28 protein-coding genes are annotated in these 22,984 nt (G+C 58.7%); 7 read left to right on the top strand and 21 right to left on the bottom strand.

The window, feature by feature from the left end:
* Window positions 1-8: 8 nt before the first annotated feature.
* From KFE13_RS06065 to KFE13_RS06025, 9 genes are all read right to left on the bottom strand, one after another.
* Window positions 9-353 carry a hypothetical protein gene (locus tag KFE13_RS06065; protein ID WP_260706271.1) on the bottom strand — a complete coding sequence of 115 codons (345 nt, stop codon included), beginning with the start codon at window positions 351-353 and terminating at the stop codon, window positions 9-11.
* 3 nt (window positions 354-356) lie between these two features.
* Entirely contained in the window at window positions 357-623 is a 267-nt protein-coding gene (locus KFE13_RS06060; RefSeq protein ID WP_260706270.1) for a hypothetical protein, read from the bottom strand.
* 2 nt (window positions 624-625) lie between these two features.
* Window positions 626-1,951 carry an aminomethyl-transferring glycine dehydrogenase subunit GcvPA gene (gene gcvPA / locus KFE13_RS06055; protein WP_260706269.1) on the bottom strand — a complete coding sequence of 442 codons (1,326 nt, stop codon included), beginning with the start codon at window positions 1,949-1,951 and terminating at the stop codon, window positions 626-628.
* A gap of 3 nt (window positions 1,952-1,954) precedes the next feature.
* Window positions 1,955-2,344 (bottom strand): glycine cleavage system protein GcvH, encoded by a 390-nt coding sequence (gcvH, locus tag KFE13_RS06050; protein ID WP_260706268.1) that lies wholly within the window; start codon window positions 2,342-2,344, stop codon window positions 1,955-1,957.
* 85 nt (window positions 2,345-2,429) lie between these two features.
* Complete coding sequence (locus tag KFE13_RS06045; RefSeq protein ID WP_260706267.1) at window positions 2,430-2,720, bottom strand: muconolactone Delta-isomerase family protein; 291 nt, start codon at window positions 2,718-2,720, stop codon at window positions 2,430-2,432.
* A 37-nt stretch (window positions 2,721-2,757) separates the two neighbouring features.
* A complete protein-coding gene (gene gcvT, locus KFE13_RS06040; protein ID WP_260706266.1) occupies window positions 2,758-3,885 on the bottom strand; it encodes a glycine cleavage system aminomethyltransferase GcvT in 1,128 nt (375 codons plus the stop codon).
* Window positions 3,886-3,971: 86 nt separating this feature from the next.
* Window positions 3,972-4,475, bottom strand: coding sequence for a hypothetical protein (locus tag KFE13_RS06035; protein ID WP_260706265.1), 504 nt, complete (start codon window positions 4,473-4,475; stop codon window positions 3,972-3,974).
* Between the two features lie 64 nt (window positions 4,476-4,539).
* Complete coding sequence (locus KFE13_RS06030) at window positions 4,540-6,162, bottom strand: acyl-CoA mutase large subunit family protein (protein ID WP_260706264.1); 1,623 nt, start codon at window positions 6,160-6,162, stop codon at window positions 4,540-4,542.
* A gap of 24 nt (window positions 6,163-6,186) precedes the next feature.
* On the bottom strand, window positions 6,187-6,699 hold the full coding sequence (locus KFE13_RS06025) for a hypothetical protein (RefSeq protein ID WP_260706263.1): 513 nt from the start codon (window positions 6,697-6,699) through the stop codon (window positions 6,187-6,189).
* 126 nt (window positions 6,700-6,825) lie between these two features.
* Here KFE13_RS06025 and KFE13_RS06020 point away from each other — a divergent pair, with 126 nt between their 5' ends.
* The 3 genes from KFE13_RS06020 to glgC all read left to right on the top strand — a co-directional run bounded on the left by KFE13_RS06020 (window position 6,826) and on the right by glgC (window position 8,899).
* Entirely contained in the window at window positions 6,826-6,969 is a 144-nt protein-coding gene (locus KFE13_RS06020; RefSeq protein WP_260706262.1) for a hypothetical protein, read from the top strand.
* A 158-nt stretch (window positions 6,970-7,127) separates the two neighbouring features.
* Window positions 7,128-7,424, top strand: coding sequence for a hypothetical protein (locus KFE13_RS06015; RefSeq protein ID WP_390891605.1), 297 nt, complete (start codon window positions 7,128-7,130; stop codon window positions 7,422-7,424).
* Window positions 7,425-7,636: 212 nt separating this feature from the next.
* Window positions 7,637-8,899 carry a glucose-1-phosphate adenylyltransferase gene (gene glgC, locus KFE13_RS06010; protein WP_260706260.1) on the top strand — a complete coding sequence of 421 codons (1,263 nt, stop codon included), beginning with the start codon at window positions 7,637-7,639 and terminating at the stop codon, window positions 8,897-8,899.
* A gap of 112 nt (window positions 8,900-9,011) precedes the next feature.
* Here glgC and KFE13_RS06005 read toward each other — a convergent pair whose 3' ends face one another.
* Window positions 9,012-9,794: a hypothetical protein gene (locus KFE13_RS06005; protein WP_260706259.1), complete on the bottom strand. Its 783-nt coding sequence runs from the start codon at window positions 9,792-9,794 to the stop codon at window positions 9,012-9,014.
* 342 nt (window positions 9,795-10,136) lie between these two features.
* Between KFE13_RS06005 and KFE13_RS06000 the strand changes: the two genes are divergently transcribed.
* Both KFE13_RS06000 and KFE13_RS05995 read left to right on the top strand, forming a co-directional pair.
* Window positions 10,137-10,337 (top strand): Sec-independent protein translocase subunit TatA/TatB, encoded by a 201-nt coding sequence (locus KFE13_RS06000; RefSeq protein ID WP_260706258.1) that lies wholly within the window; start codon window positions 10,137-10,139, stop codon window positions 10,335-10,337.
* Window positions 10,338-10,394: 57 nt separating this feature from the next.
* Window positions 10,395-11,201: a polyphosphate kinase 2 family protein gene (locus tag KFE13_RS05995; protein WP_260706257.1), complete on the top strand. Its 807-nt coding sequence runs from the start codon at window positions 10,395-10,397 to the stop codon at window positions 11,199-11,201.
* Window positions 11,202-11,225: 24 nt separating this feature from the next.
* On the opposite strand, the gene KFE13_RS05990 is transcribed toward KFE13_RS05995, so the two are convergent.
* A complete protein-coding gene (locus tag KFE13_RS05990) occupies window positions 11,226-11,825 on the bottom strand; it encodes a TetR/AcrR family transcriptional regulator (protein WP_260706256.1) in 600 nt (199 codons plus the stop codon).
* A gap of 81 nt (window positions 11,826-11,906) precedes the next feature.
* Here KFE13_RS05990 and KFE13_RS05985 point away from each other — a divergent pair, with 81 nt between their 5' ends.
* Window positions 11,907-12,371, top strand: a complete 465-nt coding sequence (locus tag KFE13_RS05985) for a DUF6640 family protein (RefSeq protein WP_260706255.1) — start codon at window positions 11,907-11,909, stop codon at window positions 12,369-12,371.
* Between the two features lie 204 nt (window positions 12,372-12,575).
* On the opposite strand, the gene KFE13_RS05980 is transcribed toward KFE13_RS05985, so the two are convergent.
* Window positions 12,576-13,493 carry a DMT family transporter gene (locus tag KFE13_RS05980; RefSeq protein ID WP_260706254.1) on the bottom strand — a complete coding sequence of 306 codons (918 nt, stop codon included), beginning with the start codon at window positions 13,491-13,493 and terminating at the stop codon, window positions 12,576-12,578.
* A gap of 12 nt (window positions 13,494-13,505) precedes the next feature.
* Window positions 13,506-14,780, bottom strand: a complete 1,275-nt coding sequence (locus tag KFE13_RS05975; protein WP_260706253.1) for a VWA domain-containing protein — start codon at window positions 14,778-14,780, stop codon at window positions 13,506-13,508.
* Between the two features lie 260 nt (window positions 14,781-15,040).
* Between KFE13_RS05975 and KFE13_RS05970 the strand changes: the two genes are divergently transcribed.
* Complete coding sequence (locus KFE13_RS05970) at window positions 15,041-16,078, top strand: VWA domain-containing protein (RefSeq protein ID WP_260706252.1); 1,038 nt, start codon at window positions 15,041-15,043, stop codon at window positions 16,076-16,078.
* A gap of 36 nt (window positions 16,079-16,114) precedes the next feature.
* Here the strand turns inward: KFE13_RS05970 and KFE13_RS05965 are convergent, their stop codons facing one another.
* From KFE13_RS05965 to hisI, 8 genes are all read right to left on the bottom strand, one after another.
* A complete protein-coding gene (locus KFE13_RS05965; protein WP_260706251.1) occupies window positions 16,115-16,816 on the bottom strand; it encodes a 1-(5-phosphoribosyl)-5-[(5-phosphoribosylamino)methylideneamino]imidazole-4-carboxamide isomerase in 702 nt (233 codons plus the stop codon).
* Window positions 16,817-16,835: 19 nt separating this feature from the next.
* Complete coding sequence (hisF, locus tag KFE13_RS05960; protein ID WP_260706250.1) at window positions 16,836-17,615, bottom strand: imidazole glycerol phosphate synthase subunit HisF; 780 nt, start codon at window positions 17,613-17,615, stop codon at window positions 16,836-16,838.
* Between the two features lie 3 nt (window positions 17,616-17,618).
* Window positions 17,619-18,227, bottom strand: coding sequence for an imidazole glycerol phosphate synthase subunit HisH (gene hisH / locus KFE13_RS05955; protein WP_260706249.1), 609 nt, complete (start codon window positions 18,225-18,227; stop codon window positions 17,619-17,621).
* Window positions 18,228-18,521: 294 nt separating this feature from the next.
* A complete protein-coding gene (gene hisB / locus KFE13_RS05950) occupies window positions 18,522-19,142 on the bottom strand; it encodes an imidazoleglycerol-phosphate dehydratase HisB (RefSeq protein WP_260706248.1) in 621 nt (206 codons plus the stop codon).
* A gap of 6 nt (window positions 19,143-19,148) precedes the next feature.
* A complete protein-coding gene (hisC, locus tag KFE13_RS05945) occupies window positions 19,149-20,276 on the bottom strand; it encodes a histidinol-phosphate transaminase (RefSeq protein WP_260706247.1) in 1,128 nt (375 codons plus the stop codon).
* Window positions 20,277-20,281: 5 nt separating this feature from the next.
* On the bottom strand, window positions 20,282-21,541 hold the full coding sequence (hisD, locus tag KFE13_RS05940; protein ID WP_260706917.1) for a histidinol dehydrogenase: 1,260 nt from the start codon (window positions 21,539-21,541) through the stop codon (window positions 20,282-20,284).
* 14 nt (window positions 21,542-21,555) lie between these two features.
* Window positions 21,556-22,437: an ATP phosphoribosyltransferase gene (hisG, locus tag KFE13_RS05935; RefSeq protein ID WP_260706246.1), complete on the bottom strand. Its 882-nt coding sequence runs from the start codon at window positions 22,435-22,437 to the stop codon at window positions 21,556-21,558.
* Window positions 22,437-22,778, bottom strand: a complete 342-nt coding sequence (gene hisI / locus KFE13_RS05930) for a phosphoribosyl-AMP cyclohydrolase (RefSeq protein WP_260706245.1) — start codon at window positions 22,776-22,778, stop codon at window positions 22,437-22,439. The genes hisG and hisI overlap by 1 nt, the downstream gene beginning before the upstream one ends.
* Between the last annotated feature and the right edge of the window lie 206 nt (window positions 22,779-22,984).

Raw genomic sequence — 22,984 nt, 5'->3', positions numbered from 1 at the left:
CGCATTCCTCAAAACTCTTCCTGATCTGCCGTCGACCCAGTGGCGGAGAACGCCCCAGCCTGCGGCCCATCCAGATCTTCTTCCCGCAACGACAGCGCAACGACCGTATCGTTCTCGAACTTCACCGTCAGCGAGTCGCCTTCTTCAAGCGTCGCGTCCTCGACCTTCTCACCAATCAACGCACACAGCGCATTGCGATACTCCGGCTCTCCGTAGGCAATCGAACCATCGCTCAACAAAATGTGCGGCCACGCATACAGCGTCAGCGTGGGTGTATCGAAGCGGAGTTGCAGATAATCCTGCACAAACTCAACCGCATTCAACTCCTCGCCGATGATCTCTGAGACGTCCATACCTTACTTTCTGTGCGTTGCCATACTTACAACTTGTCCTATCAAAGCTCCAAGGCCGCCATAGATCACCATCTGCCCTAGTATTTCGATTGATCCAATGACGAAGCCCAAGACTGGATTGCCCCCGTTATATCCAAAGCCCACGATAGATGTGGGCCATAACAGCAGGAGCAAATTAGTCGAATCAACGCTACGAATAACAAAAAATGCGATCAATAAAAGCCCAACTACCGCACCAGTCACAAATCCTTTCATTGCTGGTGTCTTCATGCCTACTTCAGCGCCTCGGCCGCTGCGTCAATCTGTGTTTTCGTCGTCAGCTCGGTTGCGCACCAAAGGCTTGCGTTTGGCCCAAGTTCCGGATACCACTTCGCCAGCGGCAGGCCGCCAATAATCTTCTTTTCGAGAAGAGAAGCGTTGACCCTCTCCGCATCCTTCCCGAGATCGAGCACAAACTCATGGAACCGTGGTGCCCTGTGGAACAGTACCTTGCTCTTCCTGCCCAGCGTGTCGGCAGCATACTTCGCCTTGGCCAGGTTCTGTACGGCAAGCTCCTTCAGGCCTTCTTTGCCATACACCGTCAGGAAGACGGTCGTCATCATCGCGACAAGCGCCTGATTGGTACAGATGTTCGAGGTCGCCTTCTCGCGGCGGATGTGCTGCTCGCGTGTGGAGAGCGTCAACACGAAACCGCGCTTGCCGTCCATGTCCTTCGTCTCGCCCACGATGCGTCCCGGCATCTGCCGCAGGAACTTCTCTTTGCACGCAATGACACCGCAGAATGGCCCGCCATAGCTTGGAGCCACGCCAAAGCTCTGCGCCTCCAGCGAGACGATATCGGCCTCGGCAGGCGGCTTTACGATGCCCAGCGAAACAGCCTCGGCAATCGAAACGATCAGCAGCGCGCCCTTCTTGTGTGCAATATCCGCAATCGCGGCAACGTCTTCAATCGTGCCGAAGAAGTTCGGCGACTGGATCAGCACGCAGGCCGTATCGCTCGTAATCGCAGCATCGAGAGCAGCTAAATCCACGCGTCCGTTCTCGGTATAACCGACCTCGGTAAGCGGAATCTCCTGGTGCTGCGCATATGTCGCGACGACCTCGCGATACTCCGGGTGGACCGTGCGCGCAATCACTGCGCCGTCACGGCCCGTTACACGCACCGCCATCATGATCGCCTCAGCCGCACCCGTCGAGCCGTCATACATCGACGCGTTCGCAATCTCCATGCCGGTCAGCTCGCAGATCATCGTCTGGAACTCGAACATCGCCTGCAGCGTACCCTGCGCAATCTCCGGCTGATAGGGCGTATAGCTGGTCAAAAACTCGCCGCGTGAGACAACCGTATCGATCATCACCGGGCGATAGTGTTTGTACACGCCCGCACCCAGAAAGCTCGCATAGCCCGTCGCATTCTGATTGGCAAACTCGCGAAACCGGTCGATGATCTCCGACTCGCCATGCTGGCGGGGAATCGCGAGATCGCGCTTGAACTGGTACTCCGCAGGAATGGTTGCGAACAGGTCGTCGATCGACGCTACGCCAATCTCGGCAAGCATCTCCTTACGGTCCGCAGGGGACTTCGGCAAATAACGCATCGTTTAGTGTCCGGTCTCTTCTGCGATGAACTTTTCGTAGTCGGCAGCTGCCAGCAACGTATCCAGCTCCGATGCGTTCGTCACATCCACCTTGATCAGCCATGTCGTATTGGCGTCGGCGTTGATTTTTTCAGGAGCGTCCTTCAGGGCCTCGTTGATCTCCGTCACCGTGCCCGTCACTGGCGAGTACAGGTCCGAGACCGCCTTCACCGACTCCACCGAACCGAAGATCTCTCCGGCCTTCACCTCAGCGCCCACCTTCGGCAGGTCGACAAAGACGATATCGCCCAGCGAGTTCTGTGCGTAATCCGTGATGCCGACCGTGCCTTTAGTGCCGTCGACGCTGATCCACTCGTGTTCCTTCGTGTACTTGTAATTCGCAGGATAAGCCATAGATTGTTTGGGGTTCTCCGCTCTCTATTGTATTTCGTCCGAGGTGGAAAAATAGCCGTTAACCAGCCTTTCGCTTTTAGCAGTTTCAGCGTGGCCCAAAGGCCGGGTAAGGTTCCAGGGCCGTGAAAACAATGAGCTCCAGCATGCCGCGCTGAGCCAGTGGAAGGCTTTCCAGCGCAGCCCGGGCCTCACTCTCGTCAGCAGCTTCCAGCAGGATGGCCGCGCCCGGCATGTCCTTGCGCCGCCAGATCGACCGAACGACGCCTGCCGCATACAGATCTCGAACGCGCTGCCCCTCGGCAGCCAACAACTCCGGTGTCCACGCCTCTGCCGGAAACTCCTCCGTCCGGCGCCTGCTTACAGAAAGAAATTGCACAGTCTGCTCCTCGTTCTTTTCGGTCTCGTCGTAGACGTTACTTCTTCGGTCGCTTATAGAACGGCGTCGGCACGACCTTGGCCTTCACCATCTGTCCGCGAATCTCCACGGCTACTTCGCTATCAAGCGCCGCGAACTCCACCGGCACATATGCCAGCGCGATGTTCTTTTTCAGAAATGGCGCCGGCGACCCGCTGGTGATCTCGCCGATCCGCTGGCCGTCCAGCGAAAACACCGGATAGCCATCACGCCCGATGCCGCGCTCGATCATCTCCAGGCCCACCAGCTTGCGCTTCGGTCCACCCTCTTCCTGAATCTTCACCAGCGCATCGCGGCCAACGAAGTCGCCCTTGTCGAGCTTCGCATAGCGGCCCAGCCCAGCCTCCCACACATTGATCGTGTCGGAGATCTCGTGTCCGTACAGGGCCATCGCCGACTCCAGCCGCAACGTGTTCCGTGCACCCAGGCCGCAGGACAGGATGCCGAACTCCTTGCCTGCCTCGAGCACCTCGCCCCATACCCGAGCACTCGTGGCCTCGTCCGATGGGACGTAGATCTCAAAGCCGTCCTCGCCTGTATAGCCCGTGCGTGCAATCAGGACGTTATGCAGCCCGCACACCTGGCCCCAGGTAAACCAGTAGTTCTTGATCGGGGCCAGATCCACGGGAGTCAGCTTCTGGAGCGTCGCCTGCGCCAGTGGCCCCTGAATCGCAATCTGCGTGTAGTAGTCGCTGAAGTCGTTCACGTGTACGCCCGGCATCGACCCAATCTGCGACCGCACCCACTGCACATCCTTCTCGCGCGTACCGGCGTTAATCACGATCAGATAGTCATTATCCGAGAGCTTGTGCACGATCACGTCGTCCACAAACGTGCCATTCGGATACAGCATCGCCGAATACTGCGCCTGTCCCACCTGCAGCTTCGAGGCATCGTTCATGCACAGCTTCTGTACCGCGGCCAGCGACCCCGGCCCACGCAGCTGAATATCGCCCATGTGCGAGACATCAAAAACACCCACGCCCGTGCGCACGGCCATATGCTCGGCCGTCAGACCGCAGCAATCTACCGGCATATCCCAGCCGCCAAAGTCCACCATCTTCGCCTTCGCGGCGCGGTGAACGGAGTTCAATGCAGTTTTACGAAGCTCGGTTGTCTCAGCCATGGAAACCCTTCTGTCTGTAGGGCAGCCGCCCTATTCAAACGATAGCATCCATAGCCGTGCGAATCTGGTTCTACCAATAGATCGAATTACGGATTCCTGGCCGATGTAATGTTCTTGAGCTCGGCAACCAGCGCGGCAACCGCATCGTCGAAGTTGCGATCATGGGTTTTCTGCAGGTTGGCCGGATCAATCGATTCGGTAAGCGCCCACAGCACAAAGTGAGTCTTTCGATCCCACACCACCAGCCGCATCATTGGCAGCGGGTCCGAAGCCCCCTTCTGCTTATTGGCATTCGTCGGCCCATTCGGCGCGGTTAATTGAATCTCCAGCACCAGGTCGGCCTCTGTGGGATCGCTCACCAGATCAAACCGGCCCAGCTGCTTCACGCCGGCATAAAACGCGTCATAGGCGCGGCTGGGACTCCCACTGAAAGGATGCGGAAACAATCCGCTATCGCCACCAGCGTTCGAGATAAATACCTTCTTGGCCGCGTACAGCGCAGGAGGTACGGGTGCCGACGGCGTCTGAGCTACTGCCATCACTCCCCATGTGCCGAGAACGAAAACCAAAGCTAAACGCAAAAATCGCATAACGTCACCTCGATCTACATCTGCATTACAGATGCCGGTTCGCCGAATCTAATGCGGTCTGTATTCATACCACCACCGATTCCCGATACTCCCCAAACACCCCGCGCAGCGTATTCGCAATCTCTCCCACCGTCGCATACGCCTCAACGGCAGCGACGATCCGAGGCATCAGGTTCTCCCCGCCGCGTGCTGCCTCCTCCACACGGCCCAGAGTAGCCGCATGAGCAGCCGCATCACGCCTTGCACGCAATGCTCGCACCCGCTCCACCTGTTTCTGCTCCAGGGCCTCGTCGATCCTCTGGATCGGCACGGCGCTCTCTTCACTCACAAACTCATTCACGCCGACCACGATCGCAGCCTTCTCATCCACAGCGGTCTGGTAAGCATAGGCTGCGTTCTGAATTTCGCGCTGCACATAGCCCTGCTCAATCGCGCGCAGCATCCCATATTTGCCGCCCAGATCGAATCGCGCAATCGTCGTAATGTACTCCTCGGCACGCCGCTCAATCTCGTCGGTCAACGTCTCCACGTAATAGGAACCCGCCAGCGGATCGACCGTATCGGCCACGCCGCTTTCGTGTGCCAGAATCTGCTGCGTCCGCAGAGCAATCCTCGCCGCCTGCTCCGTAGGTAACGCCAGAGCCTCGTCGAAGCCGTTCGTATGCAGCGATTGCGTGCCGCCCAGCACCGCGGCCAGCGCCTGCAGCGTCGTACGCACGATATTGTTCTCCGGCTGCTGCGCCGTCAGCGTCGAACCCGCCGTCTGCGTATGGAACCGCAGCATCCAGCTCCGCGGTTGTTTTGCATGAAAGTGCTCGCGCATGATCCGAGCCCACATCCGCCGCGCCGCGCGAAACTTTGCCACCTCTTCCAGAAGATTGTTATGCGCATTGAAAAAGAAGCTCAGCCGCGGCGCGAACACATCGACATCCAGGCCCGCGTCCATCGCCGCCTGCACATAGGTCATGCCATCGGCCAGCGTAAACGCAACCTCCTGCACCGCAGTGCATCCAGCCTCGCGCATGTGATAGCCCGAGATCGAGATCGTATTCCACTCCGGCACTTCCTCCGCCGCCCACGCGAAGATGTCCGTCACCAGCCGCATCGCATGCTTTACCGGATAGATATACGTTCCCCGCGCGATGTACTCCTTCAGGATGTCGTTCTGCACCGTGCCGCTCAGCTTGCGAACATCCGCGCCCTGCCGCTTCGCCACCGCGACATACAGTGCCAACAGAATCGACGCCGTTGCATTGATCGTCATCGAGGTCGAGATGCCGTCCAGCCGGATGCCGTCAAACAGCCGCTCCATGTCCTCGATCGAATCGATCGCCACCCCAACCTTGCCCACCTCGCCCAAAGCAAATGGAGAGTCCGAGTCATATCCAATTTGCGTCGGCAGATCGAACGCCACGCTCAGCCCTTTCGTGCCATTCGCCAGCAGATACTTGTAGCGTTTATTCGATTCCTCGGCATCGCCCATGCCCGCGTACTGCCGCATTGTCCACAGCCGTCCGCGATACATCGTCGGCTGTATGCCGCGCGTGTAAGGAAACTCACCCGGCTTCCCCAGCAGCGTCTGCTCGTCGAAGTTTGCAAACTTCTCCGGCCCATAAACCAGCTCGACTGGAATTCCCGAGCTTGTCTCGACCGTCTTCGTGGATGTTTTTTCCGGCACCTTCGCCATGACGGACAAGTGTACCTGCAGGCGCTATCTGCGGCGAGATCGTCGCCGCGCCCGCATAAAGCTGCTCACGCAAAAGTACGTAAACAGCCCCGCCATCACCGCAGCCATCAAAAAGTGGATATGCGCATCGTGATTGGTTGCCGTCTCGCGTATCTCGCCACGCAGCTTCCAGGCCCCGCTGGCTGCGTACATAGCAAAGATGCCGAAGAAGACTCCGGTAAACTCCAGCCACAGCACGCCCGACAGCCTCACAAACGGGCTCCAGACAGACTGGCCTAACTGCCTGCTGCTCTTGCCAAAATTCTGCGAAGCCTGCTTCGCCTGAGCTGCCGCCCGGGTCACCTGTTCAGCAGTCCGCTGTGCATTGCTGCCCCCTGTTGGCGGCGTCACGCTGGCTTGGGGAGCACTCGTTGCCGCTGCGGCAGGCTTAGCCGCCGACGGATTCGGCGAGGTCGCCGCGTCCACCGCGCTTACCAGCGTCTTTGCAGCCGCCCGTGCTCCAATGCCCAGAGCCCGGCCAAAACGTACGGAGTCCATAGCTCAAAGTGTAGCTGAGCCGGGCCTTGTCCCTCATCCCGAAACCACATCATCAAACGCCATCGCGTGTGGCTGCATCTGACGGAAGACAGGGCGCCAATGGCACCTCAATGCGGGAGGGGAAAAATGAAGAGATTCTGCTGGATGCTCGCCGGTTGCTGCGCCGCTGCCGCCGGCTTCATCGTCTGGGGCCCAAGCCGCAAAAAGCCTGTCGAAGAGTTGGCCCATCGCCTGGAGCAGGCATGGTCCGATCATCACACCGTCACCTAACCGGCGGGGAATCATGACGGATTCAAATTCGTTGCAGTCGCTCTTGATATCGTCGTATTCTGTTGACAAGTTAGTAAGCAGTTCCCCGCAATGCCGTTCCCTCGGTCTCACTGGGAATACCCGATGCGCGGTGAAGCGTATATCCAGGCAGGCCGGAGGTGGCATTGAATCAAAAAGTTAAAAACCTGATCCAGAAACTAGGCGAGGCAATCCACGAGACCGTCTCTGAGTCCGAAGACATCGCCGTCGTCGTCAAAAACATTCGTGAACAGGGCTTCGACGTCCTCCTGATGCTTGAGGCAACCATCGGCCTCAACGAGGTGGATGCGTCACAGGAAGAGTCAGAAGAGATCGCAGAAGAAGAGAGCAATGGCCCCTTCACCTCCAGCGACCTTAGCTTCCTGAAGTCCCTGCGCATCAGCATCACTGAGAACGAAGACTCCCCGGAGGCCTGAAGCCAGGCCTCCGCAGTCACCCCTCTCAGCTTTGCCTTGGTTCAGCTCTGGAAGTCTTGATTCCGTCCGGACGTCCACGGCCTTAGTCCTTTTTCGCGCAAATAACCTGCCCATGGTAGACTCGCGTTTCCGCCCGGGGACGCGGTCGTGTGTTTATGCATCCCACACAAAAGCAGCCCAGAACGGATGATGGGACGTGAGGTTATTTAACGATGAGAGACACACTAGGAGTTCTGCTTGCCGGTGGTGCCGGTGAACGTCTTTTTCCGCTAACCCGTGATCGCGCCAAGCCGGCTGTTCCTTTTGCCGGACAGTACCGCATCATCGACATCACCTTGTCGAACTGCATCAACTCAGATCTGCGTCGCGTTTACATCCTTACCCAGTACAAGGCGCTTTCCCTCAACCGTCACATCCGCGAAGGCTGGGGCTCGCTCGTCGGCTCCGAGCTGGGCGAATTCATCGAGATCCTTCCGCCCATGCAGCGCGTCTCCAAGTCCTGGTACCAGGGCACTGCCGACGCCGTCTACCAGAACATCTACTCCATCGGATCCGAGCAGCCGCGCTACGTCATCATCCTCTCGGGCGACCACATCTACAAGATGAACTATGCCCTTATGCTCGAGCAGCATATCGAGTCCAAGGCCGACGTCACCATCGCCACCCTGCCGGTCGCGCCCAGTGAGGTCTCTGCCTTCGGCGTGGTCGAAGTCTCCCGCGCCGGCGAAGTCATCGGCTTCATCGAAAAGCCCAAAGAAACCAGCGTCCGTTCCCCCTTCACGCCCGACATGGTGGACGTCTCCATGGGCATCTACATCTTCAACACCGATGTCCTTCTCCCCGAGCTCGTCAAGGACGCCGAAGACCCCCACTCCAAGCACGACTTCGGCCACAACATCCTTCCTAACCTGCTCGGCCGCTATCGCATGCATGCCTACAACTTTGTCGACGAGAACAAGCAGAAGGCTCTCTACTGGCGCGACGTCGGCACGCTCGAGGCCTATTACGAGGCCAACATGGACATCGCCTCCGTCTCGCCGACCTTCAACCTTTACGACAAGACCTGGCCCATGCGCACCCGGCCCTACCAGTACCCGCCCGCTAAGTTCGTCTTCGGCGAGCCCGGCCGTACCGGCATGGCCATCAACTCCATCGTCTGCGCCGGCTCCATCGTCTCCGGAGCCGTCGTCCGCAACTCGGTGATGAGCCAGGACGTCCGCGTCAACTCCTACGCCGACGTTGACTCCTCCATCATCTTTTCGCATGTCAACATTGGCCGGCACTGCCGCATCCGCCACGCCATCATCGACCGCGATGTCCACATCCCCGACGGCACGGTCATCGGCTACGACCCGCAGGAAGACAAGAAAAACTACTTCGTCTCCTCGAGTGGTCTCACAGTCGTCACGCGCGATTACTCACTCTATGAAAACCCCGTCTCGCCCCAGTTCCTTCAGCCGGGCAACGGCCAGTAGCCAATCATCCGCAACGAAGATGGGCACCCGTCAGGGTGCCCATCTCTATCTCTACAGCCAAAAGTGTTATCCGAGCGAAGCGAGGAACCCCCGCATTTCGCTGATAGCGCCGCTACCGCTTCCCGATGCGATACACCACACCGCCGGAGATCGCAAAGAACTCGCGCGTCTCCGTGCCGAAATGCTCCAGCATCAGGTCCGGAGAAAGCCGGATCGCCCAGTTCTTCGAGCGGTTGATATCCACGCTTCCGCCCAATGCCGAAACAAACCCGGTCCGGTTCGTATACAGGCCCACCTGCGGCAGATACGCCGCCGGGACGCCGCCCGTCGAGTGATCGAAGCTTCCCGAAGCCATACCCGCATACGCGTGATAGTTCAACGCCGCATACTGGTTCTTCGGCCCGCGCCACTGCACGCCGCCCATCCCCATCTGCAGATTGACCAGTGCGCGCTGGTTGTAATACGGATTCGGCTTCACCGGCGTCGTTCCCCATTCGCCGCGCCACTCCGCCCCAAGCCCCAGCCGCGGAGTCAGCCAGTACGTGCCCAGCAGCTCCCCGCCTGCCAGGTTCATCCGCTTCGGCAGGTCCTGGCCCGCCTGGAACGTCATCAGGTTGATGCCGCCGTAGATCTCGTACTTGTTGTCATACGTCACGGGAACCGTCATGCCAAAGCGCGTCTTCTTCAATGTTGTCGAAGGAGCATCTGGAGACTGCACCTGCGAAGACGGCGCCTGCCCTCCCGGCGATACTCGTGAGCTCTGCCCCTGCGCTGCTGCCACGCCCGTTGCCAGCACGGCTGCCATCAATACGCCCGGCCACACCCTGCGGCCACGTCCCTCAAAAACCTGCGTTGCTTTCGACAACAAAAATCCCTGCCTCTTCGTCTCCAACATCTGCTCCTGCATTTCGTGTACCTATCAAAGATATAACGTTCGGGCCTGCCTGTGCTTTGGCAACCCTCTCCCATCGTGTCATTCCGAGCGAAGCGAAGCGGAGCCGAGGAACCCCCGCATTTCGATAGACGTGCCAAAGCCGCCGATGGGGAGGTACTTACTCTAGGCAGCTCGCCATACCGTGTCAGAGCAAAGCGCAGGCGTAATCGAAGCATCTGCGACTTCGGATGACAGCGCCCAGTCGCATAAACCATTTGTCCGACTTCACCCATCCCTCTCCTGTGCGACAATGGTTGTGCCGGTTTCTGCTCTGCAGTGCGGCATGTAAGGGGAGACACTCGTATGGGCGAACTATTTACACCAACTCATCTCATCGTTCTCGCAATCGTCGTGCTCGTGCTCTTCGGCGGCAAAAAGCTGCCTGAGCTTGGCAAGGGACTCGGCGAGGGACTTCGCGGCTTCAAGGACGGGATGAAGGGCGTCACCGACGACGTCAATAAGCCCGTCGACACGACCTCCAAGCCCGAGCAGCCCGTCAAGTAATACATCTCTTGAGCGGGAGCGGCCCGGCCTGACCGCGCTCCCGCCAGGCCTCTTCCTATGAAGATCAAATCCTCCTGCCTGGCCAGGCCCCACGCCAAACTCAAGCTCTCGCGCATCTCCACGGATGACACTGGCGGTTTCAAGGATCAGGAAGCTGCCCAGGCGCAGCTCGCAGGCCATCGCCAGCAACTGGCAAACCTTCAGGACATCCTCTACGCCTGTCAGAAGAAGGCCGTCCTGATCGTCCTTCAGGGCATGGACACGGCGGGCAAAGACGGCACGATCAGCCACATCTTCTCCGGCGTCAACCCGCAGGGATGCGACGTCTCCGGCTTCAAGCCTCCCACACCTCTCGAATCGCGGCATGACTTTCTCTGGCGCGCGCATGCGCAGGTGCCTCCGCGCGGCATGATCAAGATCTTCAACCGCTCCCACTACGAGGACGTCCTCGTGCCTTACGTCCACAAGCTTGTCCCGCGCAAGCTGATCCGTCAGCGACTCGAAGACATTCGTGAGTTTGAGGCCATGCTCGCCGACAATGACGTCGTCATCCTCAAGTTCTTCCTCCACATCTCGCACGAGGAGCAGACCCGCCGCCTTCAGGAGCGCATCGACGATCCAGACAAGCAATGGAAACTCTCCGAGTCCGACTTCCACGAACGCCAGTTCTGGGACGACTACCAGGCCGCCTACGAGGAGCTCATCCCGGCCACCAGCCGCAAACACGCTCCCTGGTTCATCATCCCGTCGGACTACAAGTGGTATCGCAACGTCCTCATCTCGCAGGTCCTCGTCAGCGCCCTCAGCCACCTCAAGCTCAAATACCCCAAGCCGACCATGGACCCCTCAAAGATCAAGCTCTAGTGCGGCCAAATTCCAGGGCGACATTCACCGCAGAACGCTCTTGACCAGTCCCGCCACATCCAGCTTTTTCTCTCGTCCCAGCAGCGCTTCCGTAAAGGTGTGAAAGAAAGCCCCAGCCATCAACCCATACGCGGCTCCTGGAGCATCGATCTCGCCCGAAATCCTCCCTAGTGCCTGCTCTTCCGCGATGTACTCCGCCAAAGTACGAATCCCACGTTCCGGCCCACGGTCCCCCATTGACTCCCGAAACCGGGTACGCAGATCAGGCTCCGTCACCAGCGAACAAAGCATTCCAACAACCTTCTGGTGGAAGCGCAACAGCCCTTCCACTGCGGTCGCTAGATTCTCCTCCACTGTCCCCACACCAATCCTCTCTCTGAGCGCGTGTAAAGGAACCAGCATCTCTGGCAAAGATTCCTCCAGAACGGCCAGAATCAACTCCAGTCGATCCCTGAAATGCACATAAATCGCTCCTTCCGAGCAGGGGACTCGCTCCGCAATCGCCCGTGTCGTGACTCCATGAAGTCCGCGTTCCTGTAAAAGCTCCGTTGCGGCGGCCACAATCTCTCCTCGACGGCTCTGCCGTCCCCCACGTCGCCCATGAGCCTTCTTTTTTTCGATCATCCCGGAGACTATCCTGTCACGTTCTGCGTCTTGATACTAAAGTGAGCGTTTACTCACTTAGCTACGCCAAGAGGTGTTCCCTTGAACCGTACTCATATCGCAAAAATTCTTCTCACCTTCGTCCTTCTGGGAGGAGCCATCCTGTCCTTCGTGTTGGACTGGAGTTCCAATCATCTCCTGAATCCGCTCTGGCATCCTCACGCCCGCTATCACTCGGCTATTCTGCTATTTCTCTTCGCAGGAGTAGCTGCTACCGCTACTTGGCTCCTCTGGCGGCGAACGCAGGAGCCGGCTGCAGCTTTCACCGCGGCCACTCTTCTATCCCTCTCCTACTGGACCCCGTTCTTCTATGTACCCACCCTTCTACCCATCTCTTCCTATTGGGCGGGAATCCCCGGTCATGAACCCCATGTCCACGGCAGAATCATCTATCCCAACCTTATTGTCGTAGGCCTCTTCATTGTCGTGACGCTCGCCGCATGGTGGCTAAGTCAAAACGATGTCAAGCCCCCTAAAACCACAAGCGATTCATTCCAAAGCAAATAAACCCGAAAATTTCTGCCGATTAGTTTCCTCGGCCTTGCTAGACTTAAATGCAGGGAGAAAAAATCCCCGGGTCAAAGACTTGGGGATAACTCTTTATAAATCAATATTTTGCTAGATAAGCCATGTGAAATCAATATTTTACAAAGTACCCTCCAGGCTAAATCGCATGGAATGAATATTTTGCAGGAAACAGGGGGGAGGGGGTCAGAGCGTGATCATCACCACCGCCGCCGCCGCAACCAGCATCCCCAGGCCCTGCCGCCGGGTCGGCCGCTCGTGCAGCGTCCACGCAGCCAGCAGGATCGTCGAAGCCGGATAAAGCGACGCCAGCACGGAAGCCACATCCAGCCGTCCAGCCCGCGTCGCCGCCATAAACAGCAGATTGCCTGACGTATCGCCCAAGGCCGTCGTCAGCGCCCAAAACACAGCTTTGCGCGGTAGCCAGCCTTTTGCGGAACTGCTGCCGCGTGCCGCCGCCGCCGTCACCAGCAGGATCGTCGAACACGTCGTCAGGCTCCCGATCCTCGCCGTCGCCATCGGCCAGAAGAACCCGGCCGCTGCGGCATACTTCAGCGCAACAAAGTACACTCCGAAGCCCGCGCCCGAGCCGATCGCAAGCCATGTCGTGACAGCCGAAACCGGAACCGACTCTGGATTCTCACCCGCTGCAATCATCCAGATCGCGCACCCTGCAATCGTAAAGCCCGCTATTTTCAGCCAGCCCGGTGAGCCTTCATGAGCGATCGAGACAGCCGCCGGAATCGCAGCCGCCAGCAATCCGCTGATCGCCGCCGGAGCGCCCATCGCTCCCTGCGCCAGCGCGACATAGAAGCCCGTCAGCGACAGGCCGCCCATCAGCCCGGCCATCAGGCCGCAGGCCAGCGGAGCGCCATGCGGAAACGCATCGCCGCGCAACGTGGCTATTAAGACAAGGACTGTAAAGCTGGCCGCATGGCTCGTCAGCACGACGCGCATCGCGCCGCGCAGCGAACGGATAAGGGAATCGTTCTGAGGGCTGGCGGAGGAGCCAATCGCGTACTTGGCTCCCATCCCGCCAGAGAAATCCCCAATGCCCCACAGTACAGCGGCTGCCAGGGCAAGCAGTGCATTTGCTTCAAGCATTCTCGATTGAGCTTACTGCTTCGGAGTCACCACGTTCGTCGGACCCGCATCGCTCGCCGTCGGGTAATAACCCTTCTTGGCGAGCACCGTCAGGCTCGGCCGCAGCACGCGCACATCCAGCGTGCGGTACTTGCCGTCGATAAACGGTTCGTGCGTGTAGTAGCCGATCGTGTACTGCGTGCGGACCTCTTCGAAGATCTTCTGGAAGCTCTGTTCGATACCCTTTTGACGGAACTCCGCCTCAAGGTTGCCGCCCGTTGCGTTGGTGTAGGTCAGCAGGACGTTGTCCCTCATCTGGAACGGTACATGAATCTTGTCGAGGAACCCGACTACAGGTATGGAAGAGTCGCCAACCAGCGTGCCATAGACAGAAATCTTGTTCGCCTGCAGATAATGGATGACATCCTTCGTCTTCGCCTGGCTGCCGTATTCCTTGCCGTCACTGATCACGTAGATCACGCGTCGGCGGCCCTTGCCGGCCTTTGCCGTAGCCTTCGCCGCCTCAAGAATGGCGTCGTTCAGCGTATGCACTTCCTTCGGAACCTTCAGCTCGATCGAAGGGCTGTTGCGAACTGGAGCTGTATTGGGATCGAAGACGCGACCGTTGAGCGTATTCGTCTGCGCCATCGGACCGCCCATGTTCATGTAAGGCTCACGTCCCGTAGCCTTCGAGGTCTCAAGCGTGAAGGTCAAACGCGGGCTTTGAGCTGCCGTAAAGTCCGTTCTCATGCGGGGGCCGTTGTTATATGTGAAGACCGCCACCTCGTCATACGGAGCAAACGCGCCCTGCAGCGCCGACAGCGAATTATTCACCTTTGTCATGTTGTCGGGGGTCAGGCTCTGGTCGATGACAAGAGCCACCGAGAGCGGCCACGGATCGACCGTGAAAAGGCTGATCCTCTGCGGAACATTGTTCTCATAAACCCGCACCTCACGCCATGTGATGCCGGGAACCAGCCTGCCTTTGTTGTCCTTGACCGTAAAAGGAACTTCAACGAAGTTCGTCTGTACGCGGAGCGTAAAAGAACCAGGTCCTTGTCCGGCAGCGGGCAGTTCCGGCGGAGGACCGTCGTCCAGCTTTTCCTGCGCGGCAGAGGAGGGAAGGCTGCTCGGAGGCGCCTGATCCTGGCCAGCAGGCTGGTCTCCATTCGAGGTTGTCGTTGTGCCCATGCCAGGGCGGATAGAATCACGTGTGGGCAGGGACACCTGCGGCCGCGGTGCATCGGGAACCTGTTGTGCCGCCGAAGCCTCTGTTGTCTGTTGAGCAGCCTGCTGCCCGAGCGTCATGAACGCCAGGACTCCTGCCAATACGCTTTCCCTTACCACTCGCTACCCCCGTTCGGACGCCACCGGGCGTCCGGACCAAATATTTGCCAGCTACCAGACTACCAGCGCCAGCCTGCGCCCGCTATCTTCTTCGGCACCTGTACTGTAGACGCACGACCCACCCCCGGCGTTGTGCAGAATGGACCGATATGGCTGAATTTCCTGTCTTTACGGCATCTTTTTCCGCTGACTAGTTTTGGACTACTCTCGTCTATAGATTTATGCGCGCCTCTCTTTGCTCTGCTGTTGCCCTGTCCGCTGTGTCGCTCGGCCTGCTCGCCGCTCCAGCCCTCGTCGCCCAGGAAGCGCCAACTCCCGGCGGTCCACCACCCGCCAGCTCTGCCGCACCAGAGCAACCGGTAGATACCGGCGATACTCAGACTCTCAAGATCAACGTCAACCTGGTGAACGTCTATTTCTCCGTTCGTGACAAGAACGGCTTCATCACCAACCTGCACAAAGATGACTGCCAGGTCTATGAAGACAAAGTTGAGCAGAAGATCAAGAACTTCACACAGGAAAAGACTCTGCCACTGACCATTGGCATCCTGCTCGACACCAGCGGAAGCCAGCAGAACGTACTGCCATTGGAGCAGGAGGCCGGAGCGCAGTTTCTGAAGGACGTATTGACGCCGAAGGATGAGGCCTTTCTGATCTCCTTCGATATCAATGTCGATCTTCTAGCCGACTATACGAACTCGCCGCGCGAGCTGAAGCGTGCACTCGATAAGGCCACTATCAACACCGGCGCAGGCACCGGCTCCGTGACCGGCAATGGAACGCCGCGTGGGACTTTGTTGTTCGACGCTGTCTACCTCGCAGCCCATGACAAACTGCGCCAGGAGGCCGGCCGCAAGATCCTCGTTCTGCTGACCGACGGTGGAGATCAGGGATCGCAGGAGACGTTGAAGACCTCCATCGAAGCGGCGCAGAAGGCCAACGCCATCGTTTATGTCATCATGATCGCCGACCGTGGCTTTGGCGGTTATGGAGGTTTCTACACCGGAGGAGCCGACATGGACCGCATGGCAAAAGAGACAGGCGGCCGTGTGATCAACGTAGGCAACAACGGTAAGAAGCTCGAAGACGCGTTCAACCAGATTCAGGACGAGCTGCGCACGCAATACCTCGTCAGCTATACGCCTTCCAATCTGAAGCTGGACGGCGGCTTCCGCACATTGAATATCAATTGCGGCAAGGATACGAAGGTGCAGGCGCGCAAAGGCTACTACGCGATGGCCGATGCAGGGAACGATTAGTCATAGCGAGAAACTAGAAAGCCTCACTGACTGGTTTTACGCCTCCATTGCTCCTGAATACACCGCCATACCAGCGACAGCATCGACTCCCATTGCATCGAGGGCGTCGACCTCAGCGCGTTCCTTGATGCCTCCTGCAACGATCAACTGTTTTGCTGTGGTGGCGCGAAGAATGGCGGCAACGTCGATAGGGAAGCCAGTCATTGTGCCTTCGGTGTCCACATGCGTGTAGAGGAAGGCGGCGCAATAGTCCTCGAGCCACGTGACGGCTTCTTCGGGAGTCAGCGCAACGTTCTCTTTCCATCCACGCACAGCGACCTGTCCGCCTTTCGTGTCGACGGAGAAGACGAGTTGTTCTTCGCCGAGCCCATCGCGCAGATTCTGCGCAAAATCGAGATTGATCAGCGGATGACGCTTCCGGTCGAGTTCATTGTCGCCACCAAACAGCGACGAACCATAGATGACGCGCCTGGCGCCGAGGGAGAGCATGCGTTTACCATCCTCTGCCGTGCGCAGTCCGCCGCCAACCTGGCAGGGCAGCTTCGAGGTGAACTGCGAGATCAGGTCGGCATTCGATCCCTGCCGCATAGCGGCATCGAGATCGATCAGCTGCACGAGCGGATATTTGCTGAAGCGTTCGATCCAGTAGTCGAAGTCGTCGAAGGCCAGCTTGAGCTTTTCGCCCTGGACGAGCTGGACGATGCGGCCGCCCATAAGGTCGATGGATGGAATGAGCAATGGATTCTCCTTGGTGCTGTTAGCAGGGAAGTCGTACGGGGACGCCTGCACGCTGAAGCTCAGCTTTGAGTTCGCGCGAGTCGGTGACGCCGAAGTGAAAAATACTGGCGGCGAGAGCGGCGTCGGCTTTACCGCGGCCAAAGACGTCGGCGAAGTGTGCGGCGCTTCCTGCGCCTCCTGAGGCGATAACGGGAATCTGCACGGCTTCGGAGACGCGTGCGGTTAGCTCACAATCGAAGCCGGAGCGCATGCCGTCGGTATTCATGCTGGTCAGCAGGATTTCGCCTGCGCCGCGCTGCTCGGCTTCGCGTGCCCACTCGATAACCTTGCGGCCTGTTGGCTTACGGCCGCCGGCGACGAAAACCTCGGCATTGCCTACGGGATCGGCGGAGTTTTCCGCGCGGCGCGCATCGATGGCGACGATGACGGCCTGTGCGCCGAAACTCGCGCCGATTTCGCCGATCAGCTCAGGCCGCGCAATGGCGGAGGAGTTGATGCTCACCTTGTCGGCTCCGGCATCGAAGACAGCGGCCGCGTCTTCGGCGGAGCGGATGCCTCCGCCGACGGTGAAGGGAACAAAGAGGGTCGCGGCGGTACGTTTGACGGTATCGAGCAGCGTGCCGCGGCCTTCGTGCGTAGCGGTGATGTCAAGCAACACGATCTCGTCGGCTCCGGCAGCGGCATGGCGATGCGCAAGCTCGGCGGGATCGCCGGCGTCGATGATGTCGACGAACTGCACGCCCTTGACGACGCGTCCGTCGCGAACGTCGAGGCAGGCAATGATGCGTTTGGTCAGCATGGGCTAAAGCTCCACAAAGTTTTTGAGAATCCGCAGACCGACGGTGCTCGACTTCTCGGGGTGAAACTGCACGCCCATCACGTTGTCGCGCTCGACGACGGCGGTGAAATCGCCGCCATAGCTGGTGGTGGCAGCGGTGTCGGCGCTCACCGGGGCGCGCCAGGAGTGCGTGTAGTAGACGAAGCCGCCAGGCATGACTCCGCGTAGCAGACGCGAGTCCTCGCGGATGTTCTCGAGGGAGTTCCAGCCGACGTGGGGCGACTTCAGCTCCGCGTTGTTGAATGTGGCGGGGAAGCGCTCGCACTTTGCGGCAAAGTGTCCGAGTCCTTCGGTGTCTGGAGCTTCGGTGGAACCCTCGTAAAGCCACTGCAGCCCCACGCAGATGCCGAGGAAGGGCGTGCCTTTGACCACGGCCTCGCGCACGGCTTCGGTGAGCGCGAGGTCTTCAAGAAGCTGCGTTGCTTGAAAGTGTCCGACGCCGGGAAGGACGATCTTGCTTGCGTTACGCACGTCGTCGGGTGATTGCGTGACGTGTGTCTCCACGCCGAAGTAGTGTAGCGCTTTGAGTACGCTGGTGAGATTGCCCGCTTTGTAGTCAATGACTTGAATCATATTCTTTAAGAGTGCCTTGCAACTTTATCTAGGAAATACCATGAAACTCCTCCAAAGAACTCGAGCGCCCAGAAAAGTGTTGATACGAGTGCTAGCATGCAGAATAGGCGTATCGATTACTCCGCAATGGATAGACAGCAAGCGTACTTATGCAGCTGAATAACAATCCTCCAAATGCAAGTGCATACACATATAAATCCTGACCGTGCTTTCTTGTCGTAAAAGATATGTAGCCAAAGGCTACTGAAACAAGAAGAGCTAAAATCGCGATTAGGATTCTGCTCTTTTTATTCATTACAAAAGACCCTTCGTACTTGGCAGAATCTCTGCCATCCTCTCATCGCGTGAGCAGGCTCCGCGCAGAGCGCGTGCGAAGGCTTTGAAGATCGCTTCGATCTTGTGGTGGTTCGAGCGGCCGTACATCGTCTTCGCATGCACATTGGCCTTGGCACCCCGGGCGAAGCCGTCGAAGAAGTCAGCGAGGAGTTCAGATTGGAAGTCGCCTACGAGGCGGACTTTCACCTTGTCATCAACAACGTAAGCGACGCGGCCTGAGAGATCGACGGCGGCGACGGCGAGTGTCTCGTCCATCGCCATGACGAAGTAGCCTGCGCGCAGGATGCCCTTCTTGTCGCCGAGGGCCTTGTTGAACGCCTCGCCCAGCGCAATGCCGACGTCTTCGACGGTGTGGTGCTGGTCGACGTCGAGGTCGCCCTTGCAGGTGAGCGTGAGATCGAAGCCACCGTGGCGGGTGAAGAGCTCAAGCATGTGGTCGAAGAAGCGAATGCCCGTCGTGACCTTGTAGACGCCGGTGCCGTCGATGTTCAGCTTCAACGCGATCTGCGTCTCGGTCGTGTCGCGTTTGATGGTTGCCGTGCGTGGTCTTCTGCCTGTTGCCGTGTGTGCCTTGGCCATCTCTGCTTATAGCTCCTGTTTCTGTTTGGATTCTGTTGTGGCGAAGCCGCGCTGCGGCTTCCAGCCGATCTCGTTGAGCGATATTTTTAGTGCTTCAAGGCCGCGTGTGACCTGGTCGCCGACGCCGATGGTGATGCGCACGTAGCCGTCGCATCCGGGATCGGTGGAGCGATCGCGTAGCAGCACTCCGTGGTGGCGCATGGCGGCGACGAGTTCCTTGTGCAGCGGACCGATCTTCATCAACACGAAGTTAGCGGCGCTGGGAAAGTAGCTAATGCCTAATTCGGAGAGGCCTGCCATAGTGCGCTCGCGGCCGATGCGGATCTGCTCGGCGTACCAGTTGATATAGGCATCATCTTCGATGGCGACAGAGAGGCAATCGAGCGCAACTCCGTTGACGTTGTAGGGCGAGCTGACCTTGCGCAGATAGGTAAGTAGTTCGCTGTTGCCAGCCAGCATGCCGAGGCGCAGATTGGCGAGGCCATAGGCTTTGGAGAAGGTGCGCGCGACGATGAGGTTTGGCGTGGAGGCGATGTCGCCCATGACGGTCTCGCCGTGGAAGTGGAAGTAGGCCTCGTCGACCATCAGCACAGCGTGAGGCGCTGCGTTGGCGATGGCGAGCAGTTGTCCGCGGGTGACGGTCGCCCCGGTTGGGTTGTTAGGCGAGGCGATGATGATCAACTTGGTGCGCTCGGTGATAGCGGCGAGCAGACGCTCGAAGGGGAACTCGAGCGTCTCGTCGGCCTGCACCTTGACCAGGCCGCGCGTCATCATGCGGATGTTGACGTCGTACATGAAGAACGACGGCGTTGCGATGACGGCCTCGTCCCCTTCGTCGAGAAAGGCGCAACAGATGAGGTGAATGGCCTCATCGACACCGTTGGTCAGCAATACCTGTGCAGGTTCAAGGCCGAAGTGCGCGGCGATCTTGCGTTCTACTGGTTCGCGCTCCGGATACTTGGTCAGCCCCTCGGCCGTGATCTGTCGCAAACGGTCTGCGACGCGTGGGGACGGTGCGAGCGTGTTCTCGTTGAAGTCGAGACGCAGTGCGGTGCGCTCTGCGAGCGGAGGATGATACTCCGGCATCTCCAGAACAGCACGGCGCGGTTTGACTGTTGTTGCAACGGTGCTCATCGGTGTCACCTCATCCTTACGCGAACACTTTCGGCATGGCCTGTAAGGCCCTCCGCGGTCGCGAGTGCAATGGCGTGCGGGCCGATCTTCCTCAGCCCTTTCTGCGTGTATTCCTGCACGGTAATGATCTTAACGAAATCGAGCACGCTTAGGCCGCCGCGAATACGGCCGACACGCCCTGTGGGTAACACGTGGTTGGGACCGGAGACGTAGTCGCCCATCGACTGTGGAGCGTAGTCGCCGACGAAGACGGAGCCTGCATTCTGCACCCAGTCGAGATCTGCAGCGCTATCGACTGTCAGATGTTCCGGTGCGAGCCGGTTTGTCAGCTCACGAGCCTCAGCGACTGTTTTTGTGACAAAGATTGCGCCTTGCTTTGTGAGCGACTGTTTGGCGATCTTGTTGCCTTTGACCTGTGTTTTGACGGATGCTACGACGGAGTTCGCAAGAGTTTCGTTGCTGGTGATGAGCACAGCAAGCGTCTCAGGATCATGCTCGGCCTGTGCGACGAGATCGGCGGCGATGCCAGGAGCGTAGCCCTTCTCGCTGGTGACCACAATCTCAGTCGGCCCGGCGGGCATGTCGATGCCGCATTCGGAAGAGACGAGCGATTTAGCGGCGGTGACAAAGAGATTGCCTGGACCAACAATCTTATTCACCGGAGCGATGGACTCGGTGCCGTAGGCAAATGCGGCGATGGCCTGGGCTCCACCGATGCGGTAGAACTCGGTGACACCTGCAAGGTGGGCGGCAGCAAGCGTCTCGCGCGCAGGCTTGGGAGAACAGACAACGATGCGCTCGACGCCTGCAACCTGTGCGGGTGTGGCTGTCATCAGCAATGTGGAGGGAAGCGGATAGCGTCCTCCCGGGACGTAGCAGCCAACCGAGCTGAGCGGGCGAACGATCTGGCCTGTCGTGATGCCATCGGAGGGAGAAAAACTCCACGTCTTCGGCATCTGCGCCTCTGCAAAGGCAAGGATGTTGCCGCGCGCGACCATCATGGCGGCCTGTAGTTCGGGTGAGGTGGCGTGCCAGGCGGCTTCCATCTCTTCGCGCGAAACCATCAGCAGCCTGTCCTTGGCGAGCGCGTCGAACTTGGTTGCATATTTGCGCAGAGCGCGGTCGCCGTTTTTGCGGACGTCGGCAAGGATGCGGCGGACGATTGGTTCTACGCGGGCCGTTGAGACCGCGCCGCGCTGTTCGATCGATTCGATCAACGCGGCTGCGGTCTTAGCAGAGCGGCCGTAGGTTTTGACCAGCTTCATCATCTCTCCTGCGTTTAGAGAACAACCTTGCTGAGCGGATACTCGACGATGCCTGTAGCGCCCGCAGCCTTGAGCTTGGGAATCACGTCGCGCACGATGGTTTCATCCAGAATCGTATTGAGCGCGACCCACTCGGCATCGCTAAGCTGCGATACGGTCGGTGAGTTGAGCGCAGGCAGAACGTTGAGGACTTCGCGCAGGTCGGCCTTGCGTGCGTTGAGCATCAATCCAACGCGGCCTTGTGCAGCAATGGCGGCATTCAGCATCAGCGAGATGTTGTTGATCTTTGCTTTCTTCCACTCGTCTTTGAAGGCGGTCTTGTTGGCGATGAGTTGCGTCTCGCTCTCCATCAGTGTCTCGATAATCCGTAGGCGGTTGGCACGGAGTGAGCTGCCTGTCTCGGTGACCTCGACGATGGCGTCGGCAAGCGTGGGCGGCTTCACTTCAGTAGCGCCCCAGCTGAATTCGACAGTGACGGGAATGTTCTTCGATGCGAAATAGCGTTTAGTGAACTCAACAAGCTCTGTAGCGATGATCTTACCGGCGAGGTCCTCGGGCTTCTGATAGGGAGAATCCTCAGGAACAGCGAGCACCCACTTCACTTTTTGGCGGCTCTGCTTGGAGTAGGTGAGGCTAGTCACGTACTCGATATCGTGCTGATTTTCGAGCACCCAGTCGTTGCCGGTCAGGCCAGCGTCCAGTGCGCCGTGCTCGACATAACGAGCCATCTCCTGCGCGCGGACAAGCATGCACTCGATTTCGGAGTCGTCGATACCGGGAAAGTAGCTGCGGCCGCTGGCGTAAATGTGCCAGCCCGCGCGTTCAAACAAAGCAATGGTTGCGTCCTGCAGACTGCCCTTGGGGATGCCGAGCTTCAGCTTCTTCGTCTCGCTCATTACTTCGTCTCCGTTTCGATCTTTTTGGTGAAGCAGCTTACAGTTCCTTCGTGGCAGACAAGGCCGTCGCCTTCGACTTCAACACGAAAAAGCAACGCATCATTGTCGCAATCGGTGGAGGCCTCGATGACGCGCAGGCGGTTGCCGCTGGTCTCGCCCTTCATCCAGAGCTTGGAACGGGTGCGGCTCCAAAAGGTGACGAAGCCGGTCTCGAGTGTCTTCTGGTAGCTGGTTTCGTTGAGGAAGCCGAGCATCAGCATCTCACCGGTTTGATAGTCCTGAACGATGCCTGGAACGAGGCCGTCCATCTTGGCAAAGTCAATCTTTACTGCGTCAGCCATATCGATCTCCATTTTCAGTCGTAACACGTAAAAAGGCCCGCTCGCGGTGTGCGCGTTGAGCGGGCCTTTTCGAATCCTCGGTGGTGCGTTTCTGTTACTTCGTCACACCGGACACGGCCGCCAACACGCTCTGCGCATGGTGATGGTGATGATGTCCGTGATGGATGGTCAGAGAACGCATCGCCTATTCAGAGTAGCCGTGACAG

Origin of the sequence: Edaphobacter flagellatus (genome assembly GCF_025264665.1) — a bacterium.
GTDB lineage: Bacteria > Acidobacteriota > Terriglobia > Terriglobales > Acidobacteriaceae > Edaphobacter > Edaphobacter flagellatus.
The sequence above is the reverse complement of the archived record's forward strand: the minus strand, read 5'-3'. Positions and strand labels throughout refer to the sequence as shown.